At 66.3% G+C, this 22,721-nt stretch carries 21 protein-coding genes; 7 read left to right on the plus strand and 14 right to left on the minus strand.

Annotation, left to right across the window (positions count from 1 at the left end):
- Window positions 1-26: 26 nt before the first annotated feature.
- The 3 genes from HWX09_RS06550 to HWX09_RS06560 all read right to left on the minus strand — a co-directional run bounded on the left by HWX09_RS06550 (window position 27) and on the right by HWX09_RS06560 (window position 2,745).
- A complete protein-coding gene (locus HWX09_RS06550) occupies window positions 27-785 on the minus strand; it encodes an arginine deiminase family protein (protein ID WP_027782611.1) in 759 nt (252 codons plus the stop codon).
- A 209-nt stretch (window positions 786-994) separates the two neighbouring features.
- On the minus strand, window positions 995-2,245 hold the full coding sequence (locus HWX09_RS06555; protein WP_027782610.1) for a DUF1479 domain-containing protein: 1,251 nt from the start codon (window positions 2,243-2,245) through the stop codon (window positions 995-997).
- 110 nt (window positions 2,246-2,355) lie between these two features.
- The gene (locus HWX09_RS06560; protein WP_027782609.1) at window positions 2,356-2,745 is read right to left on the minus strand and encodes a VOC family protein; all 390 of its coding nucleotides are present in this window, start codon (window positions 2,743-2,745) and stop codon (window positions 2,356-2,358) included.
- A 71-nt stretch (window positions 2,746-2,816) separates the two neighbouring features.
- Between HWX09_RS06560 and HWX09_RS06565 the strand changes: the two genes are divergently transcribed.
- On the plus strand, window positions 2,817-3,794 hold the full coding sequence (locus HWX09_RS06565) for an AraC family transcriptional regulator (RefSeq protein WP_027782608.1): 978 nt from the start codon (window positions 2,817-2,819) through the stop codon (window positions 3,792-3,794).
- A gap of 90 nt (window positions 3,795-3,884) precedes the next feature.
- Here HWX09_RS06565 and gltA read toward each other — a convergent pair whose 3' ends face one another.
- The 7 genes from gltA to HWX09_RS06600 all read right to left on the minus strand — a co-directional run bounded on the left by gltA (window position 3,885) and on the right by HWX09_RS06600 (window position 9,807).
- The gene (gltA, locus tag HWX09_RS06570; RefSeq protein WP_027782607.1) at window positions 3,885-5,186 is read right to left on the minus strand and encodes a citrate synthase; all 1,302 of its coding nucleotides are present in this window, start codon (window positions 5,184-5,186) and stop codon (window positions 3,885-3,887) included.
- A 53-nt stretch (window positions 5,187-5,239) separates the two neighbouring features.
- Entirely contained in the window at window positions 5,240-5,512 is a 273-nt protein-coding gene (locus tag HWX09_RS06575; RefSeq protein WP_027782606.1) for a succinate dehydrogenase assembly factor 2, read from the minus strand.
- A 10-nt stretch (window positions 5,513-5,522) separates the two neighbouring features.
- On the minus strand, window positions 5,523-6,224 hold the full coding sequence (locus HWX09_RS06580; RefSeq protein WP_006479352.1) for a succinate dehydrogenase iron-sulfur subunit: 702 nt from the start codon (window positions 6,222-6,224) through the stop codon (window positions 5,523-5,525).
- Window positions 6,225-6,245: 21 nt separating this feature from the next.
- On the minus strand, window positions 6,246-8,021 hold the full coding sequence (gene sdhA, locus HWX09_RS06585) for a succinate dehydrogenase flavoprotein subunit (RefSeq protein ID WP_027782605.1): 1,776 nt from the start codon (window positions 8,019-8,021) through the stop codon (window positions 6,246-6,248).
- Between the two features lie 3 nt (window positions 8,022-8,024).
- Window positions 8,025-8,393, minus strand: a complete 369-nt coding sequence (gene sdhD, locus HWX09_RS06590) for a succinate dehydrogenase, hydrophobic membrane anchor protein (RefSeq protein WP_006487767.1) — start codon at window positions 8,391-8,393, stop codon at window positions 8,025-8,027.
- 4 nt (window positions 8,394-8,397) lie between these two features.
- Window positions 8,398-8,814: a succinate dehydrogenase, cytochrome b556 subunit gene (gene sdhC, locus HWX09_RS06595; RefSeq protein WP_027782604.1), complete on the minus strand. Its 417-nt coding sequence runs from the start codon at window positions 8,812-8,814 to the stop codon at window positions 8,398-8,400.
- A gap of 168 nt (window positions 8,815-8,982) precedes the next feature.
- Window positions 8,983-9,807, minus strand: a complete 825-nt coding sequence (locus HWX09_RS06600) for a GntR family transcriptional regulator (RefSeq protein ID WP_080681242.1) — start codon at window positions 9,805-9,807, stop codon at window positions 8,983-8,985.
- A 288-nt stretch (window positions 9,808-10,095) separates the two neighbouring features.
- Here HWX09_RS06600 and HWX09_RS06605 point away from each other — a divergent pair, with 288 nt between their 5' ends.
- The 5 genes from HWX09_RS06605 (at window position 10,096) to acnA (ending at window position 17,267) form a co-directional block, all read left to right on the plus strand.
- Window positions 10,096-11,082, plus strand: a complete 987-nt coding sequence (locus tag HWX09_RS06605) for a malate dehydrogenase (protein WP_027782602.1) — start codon at window positions 10,096-10,098, stop codon at window positions 11,080-11,082.
- A 181-nt stretch (window positions 11,083-11,263) separates the two neighbouring features.
- The gene (locus tag HWX09_RS06610; protein WP_027782601.1) at window positions 11,264-12,271 is read left to right on the plus strand and encodes an aldolase/citrate lyase family protein; all 1,008 of its coding nucleotides are present in this window, start codon (window positions 11,264-11,266) and stop codon (window positions 12,269-12,271) included.
- A 230-nt stretch (window positions 12,272-12,501) separates the two neighbouring features.
- On the plus strand, window positions 12,502-13,017 hold the full coding sequence (locus HWX09_RS06615) for a hypothetical protein (protein WP_027782600.1): 516 nt from the start codon (window positions 12,502-12,504) through the stop codon (window positions 13,015-13,017).
- 33 nt (window positions 13,018-13,050) lie between these two features.
- Complete coding sequence (locus HWX09_RS06620) at window positions 13,051-14,502, plus strand: bifunctional 2-methylcitrate dehydratase/aconitate hydratase (RefSeq protein ID WP_027782599.1); 1,452 nt, start codon at window positions 13,051-13,053, stop codon at window positions 14,500-14,502.
- A 47-nt stretch (window positions 14,503-14,549) separates the two neighbouring features.
- The gene (gene acnA / locus HWX09_RS06625; RefSeq protein WP_027782598.1) at window positions 14,550-17,267 is read left to right on the plus strand and encodes an aconitate hydratase AcnA; all 2,718 of its coding nucleotides are present in this window, start codon (window positions 14,550-14,552) and stop codon (window positions 17,265-17,267) included.
- A 124-nt stretch (window positions 17,268-17,391) separates the two neighbouring features.
- Here acnA and HWX09_RS06630 read toward each other — a convergent pair whose 3' ends face one another.
- The 3 genes from HWX09_RS06630 to HWX09_RS06640 are packed head-to-tail and all read right to left on the minus strand — an operon-like array spanning window position 17,392 to window position 18,574.
- Window positions 17,392-17,823 carry a DUF1801 domain-containing protein gene (locus HWX09_RS06630; protein ID WP_027782597.1) on the minus strand — a complete coding sequence of 144 codons (432 nt, stop codon included), beginning with the start codon at window positions 17,821-17,823 and terminating at the stop codon, window positions 17,392-17,394.
- Window positions 17,820-18,251: an SRPBCC domain-containing protein gene (locus HWX09_RS06635; protein WP_027782596.1), complete on the minus strand. Its 432-nt coding sequence runs from the start codon at window positions 18,249-18,251 to the stop codon at window positions 17,820-17,822. Before HWX09_RS06635 ends, HWX09_RS06630 begins: the two co-directional genes overlap by 4 nt.
- Window positions 18,251-18,574: a metalloregulator ArsR/SmtB family transcription factor gene (locus tag HWX09_RS06640; RefSeq protein WP_027782595.1), complete on the minus strand. Its 324-nt coding sequence runs from the start codon at window positions 18,572-18,574 to the stop codon at window positions 18,251-18,253. Before HWX09_RS06640 ends, HWX09_RS06635 begins: the two co-directional genes overlap by 1 nt.
- 649 nt (window positions 18,575-19,223) lie before the next feature.
- Between HWX09_RS06640 and HWX09_RS06645 the strand changes: the two genes are divergently transcribed.
- Window positions 19,224-20,957 carry a S53 family peptidase gene (locus tag HWX09_RS06645; protein WP_027782593.1) on the plus strand — a complete coding sequence of 578 codons (1,734 nt, stop codon included), beginning with the start codon at window positions 19,224-19,226 and terminating at the stop codon, window positions 20,955-20,957.
- 110 nt (window positions 20,958-21,067) lie between these two features.
- Here HWX09_RS06645 and HWX09_RS06650 read toward each other — a convergent pair whose 3' ends face one another.
- Entirely contained in the window at window positions 21,068-22,486 is a 1,419-nt protein-coding gene (locus HWX09_RS06650) for an MFS transporter (protein WP_027782592.1), read from the minus strand.
- Window positions 22,487-22,721: the final 235 nt, after the last annotated feature.

Below are 22,721 nucleotides of genomic sequence, written 5' to 3' on the forward strand. Positions count from 1 at the left end.
GGCCGAAGCGGCCGCGCGCCAATCGGCTAGAACCGCAGCGACAGGCAGGTCAGGCCGCCGTCCATCTTGCGGAACTCGCTCGTGTCGATCACGTGCAGCGGCAAACCGAGCGACGCGATCGCGTCATGCACGCGCGGATAACCGGCCGGTGTGATCAGCGTGCCGTTCACGCGCAGTGTGTTGCCCGCGTATTCGTCCGCGGCCGCGATCGCGATCCGGCGATAGTCGGCGAACGCCGGATGCGCGGCCAGCGCGTCGGTCACGAGCAGCGTGTCGTCGTCGAGTGCGTTGACGACCGATTTCAGGTGCAGGCCGGCGCCGACCGGCACCGCGACGACCGAATAGCCATGGCGCGACACCAGCGCGTCGAACGCGGCGATGCCCTCGGCATCGGTGCGGCTCGTCAGGCCGATGAAGAAGCGCTTGCCGACCAGCATCACGTCGCCGCCGTCGAGGCGGCCGGACTGCATCGGCAGCAGGTCGCGATGGGCGGCCAGCGCCGCTTCGATATGAACCGTCTCGCCGCGCCGGGCGGGCGCGCCGGGGCGCGTGATCACCGCGAATTCCGGCGTGACGACGGCGACGTCCTCGACGAAATGCGAATCGGGAAACGCATCGAGCGACGGCAGTTCGGTCAGCGCGACGCCGAGCCCGCGCAGCGCGTCGCAGTATGCGTGGAACTGCGTGAGCGTCTTGTCGTAGTCGGGCGCCCCGAGCGCGGCGGTGGTGAGGCCCGCGCCACAGGACAGCGCGGGACGGCGAACGATCGCTTGCGTGAATTGCATCGACTCCTCCATGATCTGCGCCGCCTCCGTGCGGCGCACGGGCCGGCGGCGTTGTGTCCGGACCATTATCGGAAGCCAAATTGCGCAATTCGCGTCGATTTCGGCGGCGCCGACAGCCGTTTGCGTCGAATTGCGCGCACCCCGCAGCGGATTCGGCAGACGGGCCGTTCGCCGTCTCGCGAACGGCCGTTTCGCCCGCCGCACGCGCGTTACGCGCCGGGCTCGAATCCCATCTGCGCACGGCCGAGCGCCGTGAGCTCGCCCTCCCCCGCGCGCCCGTCGAATTCGACCTCGAAATGATCGGCCGGGAAATCGGGCGGGCTGTCGCCACGCAGGAACGCGGAACGCTGGCGGTGCAGGTACGCGTCGTTCTTCGCGCAGCCGGGCGCGGCCGCGATGTACATCACGTTGCTGTCGCCGCTGCCGCGATGCGCATCCTCGACCGCATGCACGACGTCGCCGTGCCAGAACACCGCGTCGCCCGGCGCCATGTGCGGGATCGGCACCAGCGCGTCGAGCAGCAGCGAATGCCATTCGGGCCGGATCGACAGCGCGCGGCCGGGACGCGCGCCGCACAGGTCGTCGTCGGCGACGTCGTCCTGCAGCGCACGCAGCACGACATAGGCCATCGCGTTCGCGACCGGGATCAGCTGCAGCGTACCGTCGCCGGGCCCCTGCGGTGTCAGGGCGGTCCAGCCCTGGAACGTGCGGAACATCGAGCAGACGGCCGGGGACGGAATCTCCTCGACGTCGGGACGAAACGCCGCATCGAACGGATCGTAATCGCGCCAGCGGCCGGCCAGCACGTGGCGATAAACCCGGCGAAAATTCGCGCCGAGCCAGCGCTCGACGGAGCCGCCGTCGACGTGCGGCGACAGCCCGAGCGACGTCGAGCCGGGCGGCCGGCGGCGAATCCGGTCCGCATAGGCGGGCACCTGGTCGGGATCGAAATGCGTGCGTGCGCCGTCCGCATGCCGCCACAGGCGATTCAGGAACACCCGCGCCTGCGTGAGCGCCGGCGACTGGCGCGCAGCGACCTGCGGCTTCGACCAATAAACGCCGTAGATCTGCGGCTTGCCCGACGCGAGGTTGCCGAAATAGCGGTCTTCCGCGCGCGCGTGCAACCGGTCGGCGAAGCGGTTCGCCTCCAGATACGCGCCGATCTCGTCGTTCCAGTCGCGCGCCTGCCGCGCATCGAACACGCCGCGGATCACGACCGCGCCATGCGTGCGGATCGCGGCAATCGCGTGCGGATCGATCTTGCCGGCCGAGATATCCGCGAATGGCACGACCGGAATCACGTCGTGGCCCTGCGCGTGCGCGCGGCGGATCGCGTCGACCTGCCGTGCGATGTCGCCTTCCAGCTCGCGGAACGTGGCCGCATAACCGGGCAGGTCGGCGCGCAGCGCCCGTTTGGCCGCTTGGATCGCGGCCGGCAGATCGTCAATCGTCAGTTGCATCGTCGTCTCCTCGCTGAAGCGCGTCGTGATGTGCTGTCAGCGTACGGCCGGCGCATGGCCGATATCACTACTATCCGGTCAATGATCGATACAATCCTGACAATCGTGCATCACTCGCGACGATGGCAGACCACGCAGAGCTTGTTGCCGTCCGGGTCGCGGAAATAGGCGCCGTAGTAGTCGGGGTGATAGTGCGGCCGCAGGCCCGGCGGCCCTTCGCAGCTGCCGCCCTGTCGCAGCGCGAGCGCGTGGCAGCGATCGACGTGTGCACGGGTCGGCGCATCGAACGCGATCGTGTGGCCATTTCCCGGTTCGGGCGGCCGGCCATCGAGCGGCTTGCCGAAGAAGAACAGCGGCCGCTCGGCGTCGGCCGGCATCCAGCCCGACCAGCCGTCCGGTTCGCGGAATTTCAGGCGCAGGCCGAGTTCCGCGAACAGCGGCGCGTAGAAATCGTAGGCGCGCGCCGTATCGCTGACGCCCACGCAAACATGTGAAAACATGGCATCGCTCCGTGGTGACGATCGCTCACGATCATGCCACGACGCGCTGCCCGCCCCTACCGGAGGCCGCGATGAAACCGCAATACGAGCACGTGACGTTCGCGCCCGGCTGTTCGATCCGCGTCTATCACCGTCAGCTCGCGCGGATTCCGTTCGAGTGGCATCGCCACCCCGAGTACGAACTGACGCTGACGCTCAACAGCCGCGGCCAGCGCTTCATCGGCGATCATGTCGCGCGCTACGCGGACGACGATCTCGTGCTCGTGCCGCCCAACCTGCCGCATACGTGGTCGTCGAACGCGCGCATCGATCGCGACGCGCCCGAGGTCGCGCTCGTCGTCTGGTTCGACGGAGACTGGGTGCGGCGGCTGGCCGACTGCTGCCCCGAATACGCGCCGCTGCGCTCGCTGCTGCGGCGCGCGGCGCCGGGCCTGCGCTTCGACGTGAAGACGGCCCGCGCGATGCGCGCGCGACTGGCGTTGTTGCTCGATCCGTCGCCGCGCGTGAGGCTTGCGGCCACGCTCGACACGCTTGCCGATCTAGCGGAAGCCGGCGGCGAACCGCTCGCCACCGCGCACGCGTACGACCGGCCCGACGGCGCATCCTCGGCCGCCGACTCGGCCGCGCCCGAAACCGAACGCCTCGATCGCGTGCTCGACGCGATCGACCGGCATTTCCACGAACCGCTGCGCATCGACGCACTCGCCGCTGCCGCCCACCTGTCCGAACGCACGCTGCAACGGCTGTTCGTCCGGCATCTCGGCGAAAGCGTCGGCCGCTACGTGCAACGGCTGCGGCTCGCGCACGCCTGCCGCCATCTCGTCGCCACCGACTGGCCGATCGCGACGGTGGCCGAGCGCTGCGGCATTCCGAATGCCGCGAACTTCAATCGCCAGTTCCTCGCCGCGCGCGGCACGACGCCCGGCGCGTACCGGCAGTTCTTCAAGCAGCACGGCCACGCGCCCGACGACGATGCGCCGGCGCTCGACACCCGGCCGCCGTCGCTGGAGCGCCTCGCCGGATCGGGCCAACGTCGGCCGCGCAAATGAAAACACCCCGACGGGCTGACCCGTCGGGGTGTCGTGGCGTTGCGATTGCCCGACGCGAGCGGCCTGCCGGCCGTTCGCGCCGCACACGGTTCAACGTGCGTTGAGCGGCTTTGCTTCGCGCGGCGTATCGCCGATGAACAGCTGACGCGGACGGCCGATCTTCTGTTCCGGATCGGCGATCATTTCGTTCCACTGTGCGATCCAGCCGACCGTACGTGCCATCGCGAAGATACACGTGAACATCGACGTCGGGATGCCCAGCGCGCGCTGGACGATGCCCGAGTAGAAGTCGACGTTCGGGTACAGCTTGCGCGACACGAAGTATTCGTCTTCCAGCGCGATCTTCTCGAGCTGCATCGCGAGCTTGAACAGCGGGTCGTCGTGCAGGCCCAGTTCGTTCAGCACTTCGTAGCACGTTTCGCGCATCAGCTTCGCACGCGGGTCGTAGTTCTTGTACACACGGTGACCGAAGCCCATCAGCTTCACGCCCGAATTCTTGTCCTTCACCTGCTTGATGAATTCGGGGATGTTGTCCGGCGAACCGATCTGCTCGAGCATGTTCAGCGCGGCTTCGTTCGCACCACCGTGCGCCGGGCCCCACAGACACGCGATACCGGCCGCGATACACGCGAACGGGTTCGCGCCCGACGAACCGGCCAGGCGGACCGTCGACGTCGATGCGTTCTGCTCGTGATCGGCGTGCAGGATCAGGATACGGTCGAGCGCGCGGACCAGCACGTCGTTGACCTTGTACTCTTCGCACGGGTTCGAGAACATCATGTGCATGAAGTTCGCGCTGTACGACAGTTCGTTCTTCGGATAGACGAACGGCTGGCCGATGCTGAACTTGTACGCCATCGCGACGAGCGTCGGCAGCTTCGCGATCATGCGGATCGCCGACACTTCGCGGTGACGCGGGTCGTTGATGTCGAGCGAGTCGTGATAGAACGCCGACAGCGCGCCGACGGCCGCCACCAGCACCGCCATCGGGTGCGCGTCGCGACGGAAGCCGCGGAAGAAGAAGTGCATCTGCTCGTGCACCATCGTGTGCTTCGTGACGGTGTCGACGAATTCCTTCTTCTGCGCGGCGTTCGGCAGTTCGCCCTTCAGCAGCAGGTAGCAGCTTTCGAGGAAGTCCGCGTTCTGCGCGAGGTTGTCGATCGGGTAGCCGCGGTACAGCAGTTCGCCCTTGTCGCCGTCGATGTACGTAATCGCCGAATTACAAGCTGCCGTCGACATGAAGCCCGGGTCGTAAGTGAACTTGCCGGTCTGGCCGTACAGCTTGCGGATGTCGATCACGTCCGGGCCCATCGTGCCCTTGTAGATCGGCAGTTCGACGCTCGGCGAGTTGTCGCTGAACGATAGCGTGGCTTTAACATCAGACGGAGTCATGGCACATCCTCAATCGAAATAAAGAAACGGGATTCGATAACGGGCGTAACGTGTTACACGTTGCGCAGCATCTCCAACAGCCGGCGGATGTCCGGGCTGTCTAGGTCGCCCTCTGGTTCCTTGCGCGCGAGGAGCAAGTCCATCAGGTCGTTGTCGCTCAGATCGAGCAGGCGCGACAACGCGCCTACGTCTGCATCGGTGAGGTCATGCTCGTATCTGCCGAAGAAACGCTCGAATACGATGTCGTTTTCCAGCAGACCCCGCCGCGCGCGCCAGCGAAGGCGCGCGCGGCGGTGCGGGTCGGATTGATGCGAATCGTCGCTCATTGCTCCGGCCTTAAACCGCGCGGCGAACCATCAGTTCCTTGATCTTGCCGATCGCCTTCGTCGGGTTCAGGCCCTTCGGGCAAACGTCGACGCAGTTCATGATCGTGTGGCAACGGAACAGACGGTACGGGTCTTCCAGATTGTCGAGACGCTCGCCGGTGGCGGTGTCGCGGCTGTCCGCGATGAAGCGGTAAGCCTGCAGCAGGCCGGCCGGGCCGACGAACTTGTCCGGGTTCCACCAGAAGCTCGGGCACGACGTCGAGCAGCTCGCGCACAGAATGCACTCGTACACGCCGTCGAGTTCGTCGCGCTCTTCCGGCGACTGAAGGCGTTCCTTCTCCGGCGGCGGCGCGTCGTTGATCAGGTACGGCTTGATCGAGTGGTACTGGTTGAAGAAGTGCGTCATGTCGACGATCAGGTCGCGCACGACGGGCAGGCCCGGCAGCGGACGCAGCACGATCTTCTGCGGCAGGTCGTTCAGGTTCGTCAGGCACGCGAGACCGTTCTTGCCGTTGATGTTCATCGCGTCTGAACCGCACACGCCTTCGCGGCACGAACGGCGGAACGACAGCGTCTCGTCCAGTGCCTTCAGCTTGACCAGCGCGTCGAGCAGCATGCGCTCATGCTGGATCTCGAGCTCGTACGTCTGCATGCGCGGCGCTGCGTCCTTGTCCGGATCGTAGCGGTAGACTTCAAAAATGCGTTTTGCCATTTCGGATTCCTTTGACTCGGCTTAGAACGTGCGCGGCTTCGGCGGCACGGATTCGACCGTCAGCGGCTTCATTTGAACCGGCTTGTAGTCGAGGCGATCGCCTTCGCTGTACCACAGCGTGTGGCGCAGCCAGTTCTCGTCGTCGCGGTGTTCGTAGTCGCTGTGCGCGTGCGCGCCGCGGCTTTCCTTGCGCGCTTCCGCCGACACCATCGTCGCGCGGGCCACTTCGATCAGGTTCTCCAGCTCGAGCGCTTCGACGCGCGCGGTGTTGAACACCTTCGACTTGTCCTTCAGGTGGATGCTTTCCACGCGCGCCGCCAGGCCGGCCATCTGGTCGACGCCTTCCTTCAGCAGCGCCGACGTGCGGAACACGCCTGCGTGCTTCTGCATCGTCGCGCGGATGTCGTTCGCGACGTCCTGCGTGTATTCGCCCGACGTCGACTTGTCGAGCTTGTTCAGACGCGCCAGCGAGAATTCGCCTGCATCGGCCGGCAGCGGCTTGTGTTCCTTCTGGCTCTTCACGTGCTCGACGATGTGGTTGCCGGCCGCGCGGCCGAACACCACGAGGTCCAGCAGCGAGTTCGTGCCGAGGCGGTTCGCGCCGTGCACGGACACGCACGAGCACTCGCCCACCGCGTAGAAGCCGTTGACCGGTTCCTTGTGATCCCGCGACGTGCCGACGACCTGACCGTGGATGTTGGTCGGGATGCCGCCCATCTGGTAGTGAATCGTCGGGACGACCGGGATCGGTTCCTTGATCGCATCGACGTTCGCGAACTTCAGCGCGATTTCGCGGATCGACGGCAGACGCTTCATGATCGTCTCGGCGCCGATGTGCGACAGGTCGAGCAGCACGTGATCCTTGTTCGGACCCACGCCGCGGCCTTCCTTGATTTCCTGGTCCATCGAACGCGACACGAAGTCACGCGGCGCCAGATCCTTCAGCGTCGGCGCATAGCGCTCCATGAAGCGCTCGCCGTTCGCGTTGCGCAGGATGCCGCCTTCGCCGCGCACGCCTTCGGTGATCAGCACACCCGCGCCGGCCACGCCGGTCGGGTGGAACTGCCAGAACTCCATGTCCTGCAGCGCGATGCCCGAGCGCGCCGCCATGCCGAGGCCGTCGCCGGTATTGATGAACGCGTTGGTCGATGCCGCGAAGATCCGGCCTGCGCCGCCCGTCGCGAACAGCGTCGTCTTGCCTTCCATGATGTAGACGTCGCCCGTCTCCATCTCGAGGGCCGTCACGCCGAGCACGTCGCCGTCCGCGTCGCGGATCAGGTCGAGCGCCATCCATTCGACGAAGAACTGCGTCTTCGCTTCGACGTTCTGCTGGTACAGCGTGTGCAGCAGCGCGTGACCGGTACGGTCGGCGGCCGCGCAAGCGCGCTGGACCGGCTTCTCGCCGTAGTTCGCGGTGTGGCCGCCGAACGGGCGCTGGTAGATCGTGCCGTCCGCGTTGCGGTCGAACGGCATGCCGAAGTGTTCGAGTTCGTACACGACGTTCGGCGCTTCACGGCACATGAATTCGATCGCGTCCTGGTCGCCGAGCCAGTCGGAGCCCTTGATCGTGTCGTAGAAGTGGAAGTGCCAGTTGTCTTCGCTCATGTTGCCGAGCGACGCACCGATACCGCCTTGCGCGGCCACCGTGTGCGAACGCGTCGGGAACACCTTCGACAGCACGCCGACCGACAGGCCCGCGCGCGACAGTTGCAGCGCCGCGCGCAAGCCGGAGCCGCCCGCACCGACGATCACGACGTCGAACTTGCGGCGCGGGAGGGAAGTTTTGATTGCAGCCATTCTTTACACTCTCCAGAGAATCTGCGCGGCGTAGCCCGCACATGCGAGCAGCCAGACGATGGTCAGCGATTGCAGCAGCAGGCGCACACCGACGGGCTTCACGTAGTCCATCCAGATGTCGCGCACGCCGACCCATGCGTGGTAGAAGAGGGAAAGCAGCATCACGAAGGTTGCGAGCTTCATCCATTGCGCGGCGAAGATCGAGGCCCAGCCTTCGTACGAAAAATCGTGCGCGCCGAAGAACAGGACGAGCAGAATGACCGTATAGACCGCCATGATCGTGGCGGTGACGCGCTGCGCGAGCCAGTCGCGCAGGCCGTAGTGTGCGCCGACGACGAGGCGCTTCGAGCCGATTCGGTTATTGGCTGCCATTTTCTTAGAATGCTCCGAACAGTTTGAGTGCCATGGCGATCGTCAGTGCGATCGAGACGACAAAGACGACGACGGCCGTCCGCTTGCCGCCTTCCTTCGTGACGGCGTCGTGGTTGACGTCCATCAGCAGGTGGCGAATGCCGGCGCAGAAATGGTGGAAGAAGGCCCACGACAACGCGAGGACGATCAGCTTGACGACGATGTTGGAGAGGAAAACCTTGAAGACTTCGAAGCTGAGCTCGGAGGTGAGGCTCTGGTCGAAGAGGAACAGCAGGAACGGCAGGAACAGAAACAGCAGCGCGCCGCTGACTCGGTGGAGAATCGACAATGTCGCCGCCAGCGGCATGCGATATTTCAACGTGATGTCGCCGATTCCGATGTTCCGGTATTCCGGCCTCGGCTTTCTTACTGCGTCAGTCATGCTAGACCCCTACTATGTTGTCACACTAATCCGCGATTTTAGCGCCTTTTTATATCGCGCTGCAGCGAAAGTCTGCTCTGGATAGTTGCGCGAACTAGAATAAAGGCGGCCCGAAACGTGCTTCGCGAGCGTGGGAAACGCGAATGCACGCGGCTGAGCCGAACGTCGTCAGCTCAAGTCATTCTGATAGTAGTACCCGGTTGTGACATACCAGCCGCGACGCACTTCCACCGGCCGGTCCCCGTACGTATAGGACACGCGCTCGACCGACAGCAGCGGGAAGCCCGCCGGCACGTGCAGCAGGTCGGCCACCGCCGGATCCGCCGCCACCGCGCGGATCTTCTCCGTCGCGCGGATCATCCGCGTACCGAACTCCGTCTCGAACATCGCGTAGAGCGGCCCCTTGTACTCGCTCAACCGCTCGAACGTGAGCCCGCGGAACATCGCGCCCGGCAGCCAGATCTCGTCGAGCACCGTCACTTCGCTGTCGAATTCCAGCAGGCGGCGCACCTGCACGACGGGATCGGCCGGCTTCAGGTCGAGCTGCCGCGCGATCTCGGCCGGCGCGCGCAGGCGCCGGCATTCGAGCAGACGGCTCACGTGCGGATGCTCGGCGCCGTCGTCGGCCAGCAGACGCAGGAAGCGGAATTGCGCGCGATCCTCGTTGTGCGTTGCAACAAAAGTACCCTTGCCCTGGCGCCGGACCACGAGGTTTTCGGCGGCCAGCTCGTCGATCGCCTTGCGCACGGTGCCCTGGCTGACCTTGTAACGGGCCGCGAGCTCCACTTCGCTGGGGATGATCTCGCCGGGCTTCCATTCGCCGGATTCGAGGCTTTGCGTGATCAATGACTTGATCTGCTGGTATAACGGGCTGAACGTCGGCGATGCGGACGCCGCGGGCGAGGCCGCGGCGTCGCCCGCGCCCGGCTGCCCTGGGCCGCCTGCGCCGGTCTGATTCGCGGTGTTCGCCTGGTTCGATGTCATGGCGCGCATTTCATCACAAACCGCACTTTTTCGTCCACTCAATTTCCGCAAAACATCTGTCTTATATAAGACATATGATACCGTTTGACTTTGCGCGTGACGCCTCCTACACTCCCGGTCGAGCAAGGGTTCGCGGGTGCAACAGCGCGTCCCCGGCTACGTGCCACGGCCGTCTCCAGGTTCACCGCGTCTGCCATCGCGAGTCCTCCGCCCTGCTTCAATGCAACGCTACGCACAACGCGCATAGAATGGCGTTTTCGCTCGCGTCCAACGCTTCACCCGTCCTGGAGATTTTCAATGGCTAAGCCCGCAAAGCGCGTTGCCGTCACCGGCGCCGCAGGTCAAATCGCTTACTCCCTGCTGTTCCGCATCGCGAACGGCGACCTGCTCGGCAAGGACCAGCCGGTCATCCTGCAACTGCTCGACCTCCCGCAAGCCCAAGGCGCCGTCAAGGGCGTCGTGATGGAACTCGACGACTGCGCGTTCCCGCTGCTCTCGGGCGTCGTGACCACCGACGATCCGAAGGTCGCATTCAAGGATGCAGACGTCGCGCTGCTGGTCGGTGCGCGTCCGCGCTCGAAGGGCATGGAGCGCAAGGACCTGCTGTCGGCGAACGCCGAAATCTTCACGGTTCAGGGCGCCGCGCTGAACGAAGTCGCGAGCCGCGACGTGAAGGTGCTGGTCGTCGGCAACCCGGCGAACACGAACGCGTACATCGCGATGAAGTCGGCGCCGGATCTGCCGAAGAAGAACTTCACGGCCATGCTGCGCCTCGACCACAACCGCGCGCTGTCGCAGCTCGCCGCCAAGTCGGGCAAGCCGGTCGCGTCGATCGAGAAGCTCGCCGTGTGGGGCAACCACTCGCCGACGATGTACCCCGACTTCCGCTTCGCGACCGCAGAAGGCGAATCGCTGCTGAAGCTGATCAACGACGACGTCTGGAACCGCGACACGTTCATCCCGACCGTCGGCAAGCGCGGCGCGGCGATCATCGAAGCGCGCGGCCTGTCGTCGGCCGCGTCGGCAGCCAACGCAGCGATCGACCACGTCCGTGACTGGGTGCTCGGCACGAACGGCAAGTGGGTCACGATGGGCATCCCGTCGGACGGCTCGTACGGCATCCCCGAAGACATCATCTACGGCGTGCCGGTCACCTGCGAAAACGGCGAATACAAGCGTGTCGAAGGCCTGGAAATCGACGCGTTCTCGCGCGAGAAGATGGACGGCACGCTGGCCGAGCTGCTCGAAGAGCGTGACGGCGTCGCCCACCTGCTGAAGAACTAAGCATCACGCATCGCGCCGGGCGGCCTGCGGGCGCCCGGCTTCGGCACGGGCCGGCACGCCGCCGGCCCTGCCGACCGATCCGATCCGCGCACGTTTTGCCGCCCCGCGCCCGACGCTGCGGCCCAGAACCTGCCCGAATCCGATTTTCTCCACGTTGACCCGCTTCCCTGACGTAGAAGAGATGGCCGCGCTCACTCCTGCACAAGTGCTGTACGACGGGGCGTCACCGCCCGCGATCCTGTCCTGCTGCGATCACTACGCGGGCAGCGAGAAGCTGATGCGCAAGTCGCTTGCGCTGCAGGCCGAGCTGGGCCCGGTGTTCGACCTCACGCTCGACTGCGAGGACGGCGCGGCCGTCGGCCAGGAAGCCGCGCACGCGGCGCTCGTCGCCGAGCTGCTCGGCAGCGCCGAGAACCGCTTCGGCCGCGTCGGCGTCCGCATCCACGACTTTTCCCACCCGCACTGGCGCGACGACGTGCGCATCGTGCTGCGCGCATCGCGCGTACCCGCCTACATCACGCTGCCGAAGGTCGCGAACGCCGCCGACGCGGCCGAAATGACCGCGTTCATCGAAGGCACGCGCCGCGAGCTCGGCATCGCGCAGCCGATTCCGGTCGACGTGCTGGTCGAGACGCACGGCGCGCTCGCGCAGGCGGCCGCCCTCGCCGCGCTGCCGACGGTCGGCACGCTGAGCTTCGGGCTGATGGATTTCGTCTCCGCGCACCACGGCGCGATTCCCGATTCCGCGATGCGCTCGCCCGGCCAGTTCGACCACCCGCTCGTACGCCGCGCGAAGCTGGAAATCGCCGCGGCCTGTCACGCGCACGGCAAGACGCCGTCGCACAACGTGACGACCGAGGTGCGCGACATGGGCGTCGTCGCCGGCGACGCGCGCCGCGCGCGCGACGAATTCGCATTCACGCGGATGTGGAGCATCCACCCCGCGCAGATCCGTCCGATCGTCGACGCGTTCGCACCGCGCACCGACGAAGTCACGCTGGCCGCCGAGATCCTGCTGGCCGCGCAGGCCGCCGACTGGGGCCCGACGCGCCACGGTGATACGCTGCACGATCGCGCGAGTTATCGTTATTACTGGTCGGTGCTGCGCCGCGCGCGGGCCACCGGCCAGCCCGTGCCGGACGAGGCCGCGCCGCTGTTCGGTCCGGCCACCGCGGGCGCTGCGCGTTGAGTGCGCGCCGCCCGCCGCTACACGAGTTTCATGCATTCGCCGAGGCGCGAACCGGACAGACGTTTGCGAAACGACAAAAAACGTAACGGAGCCCGAAAACCTGATATATGCGCGGCCAAATAGGTGAAAATAGCGGCCGCTGCGCGCTTTCGGGGCGCGTGCAGTTTCAAACCGGCCGGCGGTTTCGATTGCCGGCCCTTGTCAACTGATTATCGAAAGGTTCTGACTCCATGAAGAAACTCCTGATCGCTACCGCCATCGGCGCCTTGTCCGCCACGATGCTGGTGTCGGCTCCGAGCGCGTTTGCCCAGGGTACGGCCACCACGACCGCGAAGAAGGCAACGGCCAAGCGCCCGGCGCCGGCCAAGCGCATCATCCCGCGCAGCAAGAAGGCACAGGCGCGCGCAGCGGCCAAGGTCGATCCGGTACCGGACGGCGCGGTCAAGTGGTCCTGTAAGGAAGGTCTGTCGTTCGACCTCGCCGGCGACATGAAGCGCGACCAGGTCGTCACGGTTCACTGGGCGAAGAAGAACTACAAGCTGCCGCGTCAGGCCACGACGACGGGCGCCGACACGTTCTACGATCCGGCAGCAGGCTTCAAGCTGGTCGTGATCCCGACCAAGGCGATGCTGTTCTCCGACGCAAACGGCGGCGAGCGTCTCGCGGACGAATGCGTGACGCCGGAAATGGCGCAAGGCACGGCAGCACCGACGCAGGCGAACGAGCTGAAGCCGGCAACGAACTAAGCGCGCGCGTTTTTCCGCTCCCCCGGCCCCTCGATGTCCGCCCCGGTCTCCAACGTCCGCCCTGCTCCGGATACGGTACTCGTCGATATCGTCGACTATGTGCTGAACACCGGTATCGACAGCGCGCTTGCGCTGGAGACGGCGCGTCATTGCCTGATCGACACGCTCGGATGCGGACTCGAGGCGCTGTCCTACCCTGCCTGCACCAAGCTGCTCGGCCCCGTCGTGCCCGGCACGATCGTGCCGAACGGCGCGAAGGTGCCCGGCACGTCCTTCCAGCTCGATCCCGTCCAGGCCGCGTTCGGCATCGGCGCGATGATCCGCTGGCTGGACTTCAACGACACCTGGCTCGCCGCCGAATGGGGTCATCCGTCCGACAACCTCGGCGGAATCCTGGCGACGGCCGACTGGCTCTCCCGCACGGCCCGCGTGGCCGGCCGGAAGCCGCTTACCATGCGCGACGTGCTGGTCGCGATGACCCAGGCCCACGAGATCCAGGGCTGCCTCGCCCTCGAGAATTCGTTCAACGCGGTCGGGCTCGACCACGTGCTGCTCGTGAAGGTCGCATCGACGGCCGTCGTCGGGCGCCTCCTCGGGCTCACGCGCGACGAGCTGATCAACGCGGTCTCCCATGCGTTCGTCGACGGCCACGCGCTGCGTACCTACCGCCATGCGCCGAACACCGGTTCGCGCAAATCCTGGGCGGCCGGAGACGCCACGTCCCGCGCGGTGCGCCTCGCGCTGATCGCGAAAACGGGTGAAATGGGCTACCCGTCGGCGCTCACCGCCAAGACCTGGGGCTTCTACGACGTGCTGTTCGACGGCAAGCCGTTCCGCTTCCAGCGCCCGTACGGCACGTACGTGATGGAAAACGTGCTGTTCAAGATTGCGTTCCCCGCCGAATTCCATGCGCAGACGGCCGCCGAGGCCGCGCTGCAACTGCACGCGCAGCTCGCCGCGGCGGGCCGCACGACCGACGACATCAGCCGGATCACGATCCGCACGCATGCGGCCGCGATCCGCATCATCGACAAGCAGGGCCCGCTCGCCAATCCGGCCGACCGCGACCACTGCATCCAGTACATGGTCGCCGTGCCGCTGCTGTTCGGCCGACTGACCGCGGCCGACTATGAAGACTCGGCCGCGGCGGACCCGCGCATCGACGCGCTGCGCGCGAAAACCGTGTGCGTCGAGGATCCGCAGTTCACGAAGGATTATCACGATCCGGACAAGCGATCGATCGCGAATGCGCTGACGATCGAGTTCACGGACGGATCGAAGCTTGCCGAAGTGGCGGTCGAGTACCCGCTCGGCCATCGGCGCCGCCGTGCGGACGGCATCCCGCTGCTGGTCGATAAATTCCGGACCAACCTCGCCCGCCGCTTCCCGGCCAAGCAGCAACAAGCGATTCTCGACGTGTCGCTGGACCAGGCAAAGCTCGACGCGATGCCGGTCGATGAGTACGTCGACTTGTATGTGATATAGCCCTACAGGACTCTTTGTTTCCTAGCCTCAAACCCAGGAAAATCACCATGGCCCACAATCTCCACAAGACCCTCAAGGAATTCGACAGCGGTTCCGGCAAAGGCAAGTTCTACTCGCTGCCGCAACTCGGCAAGGAGCTGAAGACGAAGATCGAACGCCTGCCGGTGTCGATCCGCATCGTGCTCGAGTCCGTGCTGCGCAACTACGACGGCAAGAAGATCACCGAAGAGCACATCGAGCAGCTCGCGAACTGGAAGCCGACCGCGAAGCGCGTCGACGAGATTCCGTTCGTCGTGTCGCGCGTCGTGCTGCAGGACTTCACGGGCGTGCCGCTGCTCGCCGACATCGCGGCCATGCGCGGCGTCGCCGAGCGCACGGGCAAGAACCCGAAGAAGATCGAACCGCTGGTCCCGGTCGATCTCGTCGTCGACCACTCGGTCCAGATCGATTACTTCCGCCAGAAGGACGCGCTCGACCTGAACATGAAGCTGGAATTCCAGCGCAACAACGAGCGCTACCAGTTCATGAAGTGGGGCATGCAGGCGTTCGACACGTTCAAGGTCGTGCCGCCGGGCGTCGGCATCGTCCACCAGGTGAACCTCGAATACCTCGCGCGCGGCGTCCACAAGAAGGCGGACGGCGGCGACACCGTGTACTACCCGGACACCCTCGTCGGCACGGACAGCCACACGACGATGATCAACGGCATCGGCGTGGTCGGCTGGGGCGTGGGCGGCATCGAGGCGGAAGCCGGCATGCTCGGCCAGCCGGTGTACTTCCTGACGCCGGACGTCGTCGGCGTCGAGCTGAAGGGCAAGCTGCGCGAAGGCGTGACGGCCACCGACCTGGTGCTGACGATCACCGAAATGCTGCGCAAGGAGAAGGTCGTCGGCAAGTTCGTCGAATTCTTCGGCGAAGGCACGAAGTCGCTGTCGCTGCCGGACCGCGCGACGATCGGCAACATGGCGCCGGAATACGGCGCGACGATGGGCTTCTTCCCGGTCGACGAAAAGACGATCGACTACTTCGAAGGCACGGGCCGCACGAAGGCCGAAATCGCCACGTTCGAAAACTACTTCAAGGCGCAGCAGCTGTTCGGCATTCCGAAGGCCGGCGACATCGACTACACGAAGACGGTGACGCTCGACCTGGCGACGGTCGCCCCGTCGCTGGCCGGCCCGAAGCGCCCGCAGGACCGCATCGAGATCGGCCACGTCAAGTCGACGTTCACCGACCTGTTCTCGAAGCCGGTCGCGGAGAACGGCTTCGCGAAGAACGCGGACGACCTGAACGCGCAATACACGACGAGCAACGGCGTCGACGTGAAGAACGGCGACATCCTGATCGCCGCGATCACGTCGTGCACGAACACGTCGAACCCGAGCGTGCTGCTGGCCGCGGGCCTGCTCGCAAAGAAGGCGGTCGAGGCCGGCCTCACGGTCGATCCGAAGATCAAGACGTCGCTCGCGCCGGGATCGCGCATCGTCACCGAGTACCTGACGAAGACGGGCCTGCTGCCCTACCTGTCCAAGCTCGGCTTCGAAGTCGCGGCCTATGGCTGCACGACCTGTATCGGCAACGCGGGCGACCTGACGCCGGAACTGAACGAAGCGATCACGACGAACGATATCGTCGCGGCGGCCGTGCTGTCGGGCAACCGTAACTTCGAAGCGCGTATCCACCCGAACATCCGCGCGAACTTCCTCGCCTCGCCGCCGCTCGTCGTCGCGTACGCGATCGCCGGCAACATCACGCGCGACCTGATGACCGAGCCGGTCGGCAAGGGCAAGGGCGGCCGCGACATCTACCTCGGCGACATCTGGCCGACGAGCGACGAAATCCACGCGCTGCTCAAGTTCGCGCTCGATCCGAAGAAGTTCGAGGACAACTACTCGAAGCTGACCAAGAAGGGCGACCTCTGGAGCAAGATCGAGGGCGAATCGGGCGAGGTCTACGACTGGCCGAAGTCGACCTACATCGCCGAGCCGCCGTTCTTCGGCAACGACTTCTCGATGGAGCCGGCTGCATCGATCCCGACGGTCAAGGGCGCGCGCGCACTGGGCATCTTCGGCGACTCGGTCACGACCGACCACATCAGCCCGGCAGGCTCGATCAAGGAAGATTCGCCGGCAGGCAAGTGGCTGAAGGAAAACGGCGTGCAGAAGGCCGACTTCAACAGCTACGGCTCGCGCCGCGGCAACCACGACGTGATGATGCGCGGCACGTTCGCGAACGTCCGGATCAAGAACCTGATGATCCCCGTGAAGGCGGACGGCACGCGCGTCGAAGGCGGCCTGACGATCCACCAGCCGAGCGGCGAACAGCAGTCGATCTACGACGCGGCCATGCAGTACGTTGCCGCCGGCACGCCGACCGTCGTGTTCGCGGGCGAGGAATACGGTACGGGTTCGTCGCGCGACTGGGCCGCGAAGGGCACGCAGTTGCTCGGTGTGAAGGCCGTGATCGCGCGCAGCTTCGAGCGCATCCACCGCTCGAACCTGGTCGGCATGGGCGTGCTGCCGCTGCAGTTCAAGGGCGCGGACAGCGTCCAGTCGCTCGGCATCACCGGTGAAGAGACGTACGACATCGAAGGCCTCGGCGACGACTTCAAGCCGCAGCAGGACGTCACGCTCGTGATCCATCGCAAGAACGGCGAAACGCAGCGCGTGCCGGTGCTGCTGCGCATCGATACGCCGATCGAAGTCGACTACTACAAGCACGGCGGGATCCTGCCGTTCGTGCTGCGCTCGCTGCTCGCAGCGTAAGCGCCCTGCTTTTGCAGGTGCCGCAGCCGCCTCGCGGGCGGTTGCGGCCGATTTGGATGCCCGACCTCGTGCCGGGCTTTTTTTCGTCCGCGCTTCATGCGGCCTTACGCGGCCTTAAGCCGCCTTAAGCCGCCTTGTCCGCGCGCGCCTTCGCGCCCGCCCCTCGCGCGTTCTTCTTCAGGTGCGTGCGGTTGTATTCGATCGCCGCGCGCACGAGGTTCTTCAACGCCCGCTTGTCGAGCTTGTCGCCTTCGAACAGATCGATCGCGCGTCGCGCATTGCCGTCGAGGCCGTCGTTGAACAGCTTGTCGGGATCGGGAAGCTGCGCGCCGTGCATGAAGGTCACTTTCACCTTGCCCTTGTGCGCGTTCGCAACCGCGATCATTCCGTCGCATGACCAGACGGGGCTGCCCATCCATTTCCATTCCTCGACGATGCCCGCTTGCGCGGCGAGGATCGTCTGGCGCACGTCGGCGAAGGTCTTGCCGCGCCAGTCGGCGATGCCTGCGATCAGCGCATCGATGCGCGCCGACGGGGTGAGGTCCGTTGCACTCATGCGCGGGCCTCCGTGCCTTCGTCGGGACGCGACAGCACCTGTTCGAGCGATTCGAAGAACCGAACCCAGCCGTACTGCGCGCCGCGGTATGCCTGCTCCTGGTCGGGGCGGAAGCCGACATGCTCCATGCGCAGATGCGTGCCGGCCGGCGTCGGCGTGAGCGTCCACGTCACGATGCTTTCGAGCCCGTGGGCCGCCCACGTATAGGACAGCGCGCGGTGCGGCTCGATCGTGAGGACCGTGCAGTCGACCGAGCCCCAATCCGCGCGGAAACTGAAGGCATGGCCCGCGACGGGCTCGAAGTCGCTCTTCATGAGCCACGCCTCGATCAGGTGCGGTTGCGTGAGCGCACGCCAGATCTTCTCCGGCGGATGGGGCAGCTCCCGGTCGACGACGACGGAGCGCGTTTCGGTAGTGGCTTGGTTCATTACTGATCCATCCTTTTGAGCAGATCTTCGAGGGCATCGAACCGGCTCTGCCAGAAGCCTGCCATCTGGCTCGTCCAGTCGATCAACGGGGCCAGCGCTTGCGGCTGCGCGCTGTAGTGGGTCTGCCGGCCTTCGTGACGGTCATTCACGAGCCCGGCCTGCTTCAGGACGCCAAGGTGCTTCGACACGGCCGGCTGCGAGACGCCCGCATGGGCGGTCAGCGCGGCGACCGTCAGTTCACCTTCCGCGCACAGCCGCTCGAAAAGCGCGCGGCGCGTGGGATCGGCAAGCGTCCTGAAAAGCGTGTCCTGAGTGGTTTGCATGTCGTCCAAAATCCATAACCGGTTGGTTATGGATTGAAGGATATCCGCTGATCGGCGCGCGTCAAGGCGGAATTTCGCGAACACCGTCGTTCATTCCTGCGCGCCTGGCGCGTGCGTCGCACCGGCTCGCGCCGACACCGGGATTCGAGCATTTCCTCTAATCCGCGACTGCGACATGCGATCCGAAAGCAGCCTGCAAGGCTGGCCGATGCGCTGTTCCACAGTTCGGGAAACGTTCGGGTTCGGCCGGCCCCATTCGTGTTCCTGCACGAATCCGTTCCTGACGAGTCGCTTCCAATGACCACATAGTGCGATACGGCGCGCAGCCATTGACACGCAAACGCCATGCATACGCGCAGCACGCCCGTCCACGACCGCGCACGTTCCGATGCTGCAACGAACGACTCGTGCGTGTGCGCGACGTGCGTTGCCGCGCCGTCGCACCGCGAACCGGTTCCGCTCGCCGGCCCCGCCACGACCGGTGCGTACCGCGCCGCGCACGCACGCGTGCGCCCCCGTTGTCAGAACTGACAGCTATGGAAACTGGCAGCTACCCGTTCGGCACCGACGCCCTACGCTCGTCACCGCTCGCGGCCCCACAAGGGCCGGGGGTTCCAGTAACGTCGCCTCTCCTAAAAAAGGACTCCCGATGAAAAGGAACGCCTGGTTTGCCCTTCCCCTTCCGTCGCCCCGCCGCCTTGCGTGCGTGGCACCGCTCGTGTTCGCCGCCGCTGCGGCACACGCGGCGACGGATTGGGTCGATACCCATACGAAGGCCTTTCTGACCGGCCCGCAGTTGATGGCGCGCAGTGCGGCGCCGTCGCTCGAACTCGCGGCCGGCGAGACGGCCGACGTCGTCGTCAGCCTGAAGCTGCGCAACGCCGCACAGCTCAAGCAACTGGCGCGCGACGTGAACCGGCCCGGCAGCGCGCATTACCGCCAGTACCTGACGCACGAGCAGTTCCTCGCGAACTACGCGCCGACCGAAGCGCAGGTGAAGTCGGTCGTCGACTATCTGCACAAGAGCGGCTTCGTGAACGTCGAAGTCGCGCCGAACCGGCTGCTGGTCTCCGCGCACGGCACGGCCGGCACGGTGAAGACCGCGTTCAACACGTCGCTCGTGCGCTTCCAGTACGCGGGCCGTTCGGGCTTCGCCAACACGTCGACCGCGCAGGTGCCGCGTGCGCTCGGCGACGTCGTCGGCTCGGTGCTCGGGCTGCAGAGCGTCGCGCGTGCGCGGCCGATGCTGCGCATCGGCAACGTGGCGAAGCCGCAGGCGCTCGCCGCCGGCACGGCGACGGGCCACTATCCGAAGGAATTTCCGGGCCTCTACAACGCAACCGGCGTGCCGACCGCGGCCGGCGTGACCGTCGGCATCATCACGATCGGCGGCGTATCGCAGACGCTGCAGGACCTGAAGCAGTTCACGTCGAGCAACGGCTACGGCACGGTCACGACGCAGACCGTCAAGACCAACGGCACGGGCGGCAGCTACACCGACGACCAGGACGGCCAGGGCGAATGGGATCTCGACAGCCAGTCGATCGTCGGCTCGGCCGGCGGTCAGGTCGGCAAGCTGGTGTTCTACATGGCGGACCTCAACGCCGCCGGCAACACGGGCCTCACGCAGGCGTTCAACCGTGCGGTGTCGGACAACACCGCGAAGGTGATCAACGTCTCGCTCGGCTGGTGCGAAACCGATGCGAACGCGGACGGCACGATCGACGCCGAGGAGCAGATCTTCACGACGGCCGCGGCGCAAGGCCAAACCTTCTCGGTATCGTCGGGCGACGAAGGCGTGTACGAGTGCAACAACCGCGGCTACCCGGACGGCTCGAACTACACGGTATCGTGGCCGGCTTCGTCGCCGCACGTGCTCGCGATCGGCGGCACGACGCTCTACACGACGTCGGCCGGTGCGTTCTCGAACGAGACGGTGTGGAACGAAGGGCTCGATTCGAACGGCAAGCTATGGGCGACGGGCGGCGGCGTCAGCACGATCCTGCCCGCGCCGTCGTGGCAGTCGGGCAGCAATCGCCAGTTGCCGGACGTCGCGTTCGACGCCGCGCAGAGCACGGGCGCGTACATCTACAACTACGGCCAGTTGCAGCAGATCGGCGGCACGAGCCTCGCCGCGCCGATCTTCACGGGCTTCTGGGCGCGCCTGCTCGCGGCGAACGGCACGGGCCTCGGCTTCCCCGCCGCCAATTTCTATGCGGACATTCCGTCGCATCCGTCGCTCGTGCGCTATGACGTCGTGTCGGGCAACAACGGCTATCAGGGGTATGGCTACACCGCCGGCACCGGCTGGGATCTGACGACCGGCTTCGGCAGCCTGAACATCGCGAACCTCAACCAGCTGATCAAGTCGGGCGGGTTCTGAGCGATGCATGAGGACCGGCGCGCGGCGATGGCTTGCCGCGCGCCGGTTCGTGAGTGACGTTCCCGTGATCGTCGTTGCGTCGTCAACGTGCGCCGCGTTCGCGCACGCCCCTACTCCGTCGCCCGCTCCTTCACGGGCTCCGGCACGACCGGCGCGCCGGCCCGATGCGACGGCGCGAACAGCCGCAGCCCGCTCGCGACGCTCGCCGCGCCCGCGAAGCCCGCCCCGAGCATCAACGCAAGCGTCGGCCCGTGGCGCCCAGCGATTCCGAACGACAGCGCAACCAGCGCCGCGCCCGTCGCCTGCCCGATCAGCCGCGCGGTCGCGATGATCCCGCTCGCGCCGCCGCTGCGCTCGGGCGGCGCGCTCGACATCAGCGCTTTCAGGTTCGGCGACTGGAAGAAGCCGAAGCCCGCGCCGCACAGCATCATCCGCCAGCCGATGTCGACGACGCCCGGCGACACCGGCAGCGCGGCAAGCGACACCATGCCCGCACTCAGCAACGCCAGGCCGATCGCACCGAGCAGCCCGGGCGGATAACGATCCGACAGCCGCCCCGCGATCGGCGCGGCAAGCGCGACGATCGCCGACCACGGCGTCATCAGGAACCCCGTTTCGACCGCGCTGCGATGCAGGACGGTTTCGAAATAGAACGGCAGCGACACGAACGCAAGCCCCTGCGCGGCGAACGCGCACACGGCGGTCAGCGCGGACAGCGTGAACACGGGCCGGCGGAACAGGTCGACCGGCAGCATCGGCGCCGGATGCCCGGCCTGGCGGCGAATCAGCAGCCAGCCGAACGCGAATGCGACCGCGGCCGCCGCGAACACGACCGTCAGCGGCCCGCGCTGCGCGAATTCGCCGAGCGCGAAGATCAGCGACGCGAACGTGATCACGTTGAACAGCGCGGCAACCGGATCGAACGCATGCTTGCCGCGCGCCGTCCGCGGCAGCGACGGAATCGCCACCGCGAGCGCGAACACGCCGAGCGGCACGTTCACCGCGAACAGCCATGGCCACGCGGCCACCGACAGGATCAGCGACGCGATCGTCGGCCCCACCGCGAACGACACGCCGACGACGAGCGCGTTGAAACCGACGCCGCGCCCGAGCCGGTGCGCGGGAAACAGGCCGCGGATCAGCGCGACGTTGACGCTCATGATCGCGCTCGCGCCGAAGCCCTGCACGATGCGCGCGGCCGTCAGCACCGGCAGCGTCGACGCGAGCGAACAACCGAACGATGCCAGCGTGAACACCGCCAGCCCGGCGACATACACGCGCTTGTGGCCGACGATGTCGCCGAGCGACGCGAACGGCAGCAGCGTCGCGACCATCGCGAGCTGGTATGCGTTGATGATCCACACGGACGCGGCCGGCGACGCATGCAGGTCGGTCGCGATGGCGGGCAGCGCGGTGTTCGCGATCGCGGTGTCGAGCGTCGCGAGCGCGACGGCCAGCAGCACGGCGGACATCGCGCGCCAGTTGACGGCCGGCTCGTGCGCGCCGGCGGGGGAAACGAGTTCGGACAAGATGGGCTCGGCTGACGAGCGACGCGCGGCGTCGCGGATTGAGCGGCGTGGCACCGCATCCTCCGTGCAACGGCAACGGGACGCGCGGCACCGCGAGCCGTATTGTTGCAGAGCCGCATCGAACGTGCAGGCGGCCGCCCCGTCGGTCAGCCAAACGAAAGCTTCGCCATGCCGTGTCGGGTGCACGGCATCGTTGAAGACGCAACGATCGGCGGCCTCGCGGCCTCGCGGCCTG

This window comes from Burkholderia sp. BCC1208, assembly GCF_902833095.1.
Lineage (GTDB): Bacteria > Pseudomonadota > Gammaproteobacteria > Burkholderiales > Burkholderiaceae > Burkholderia.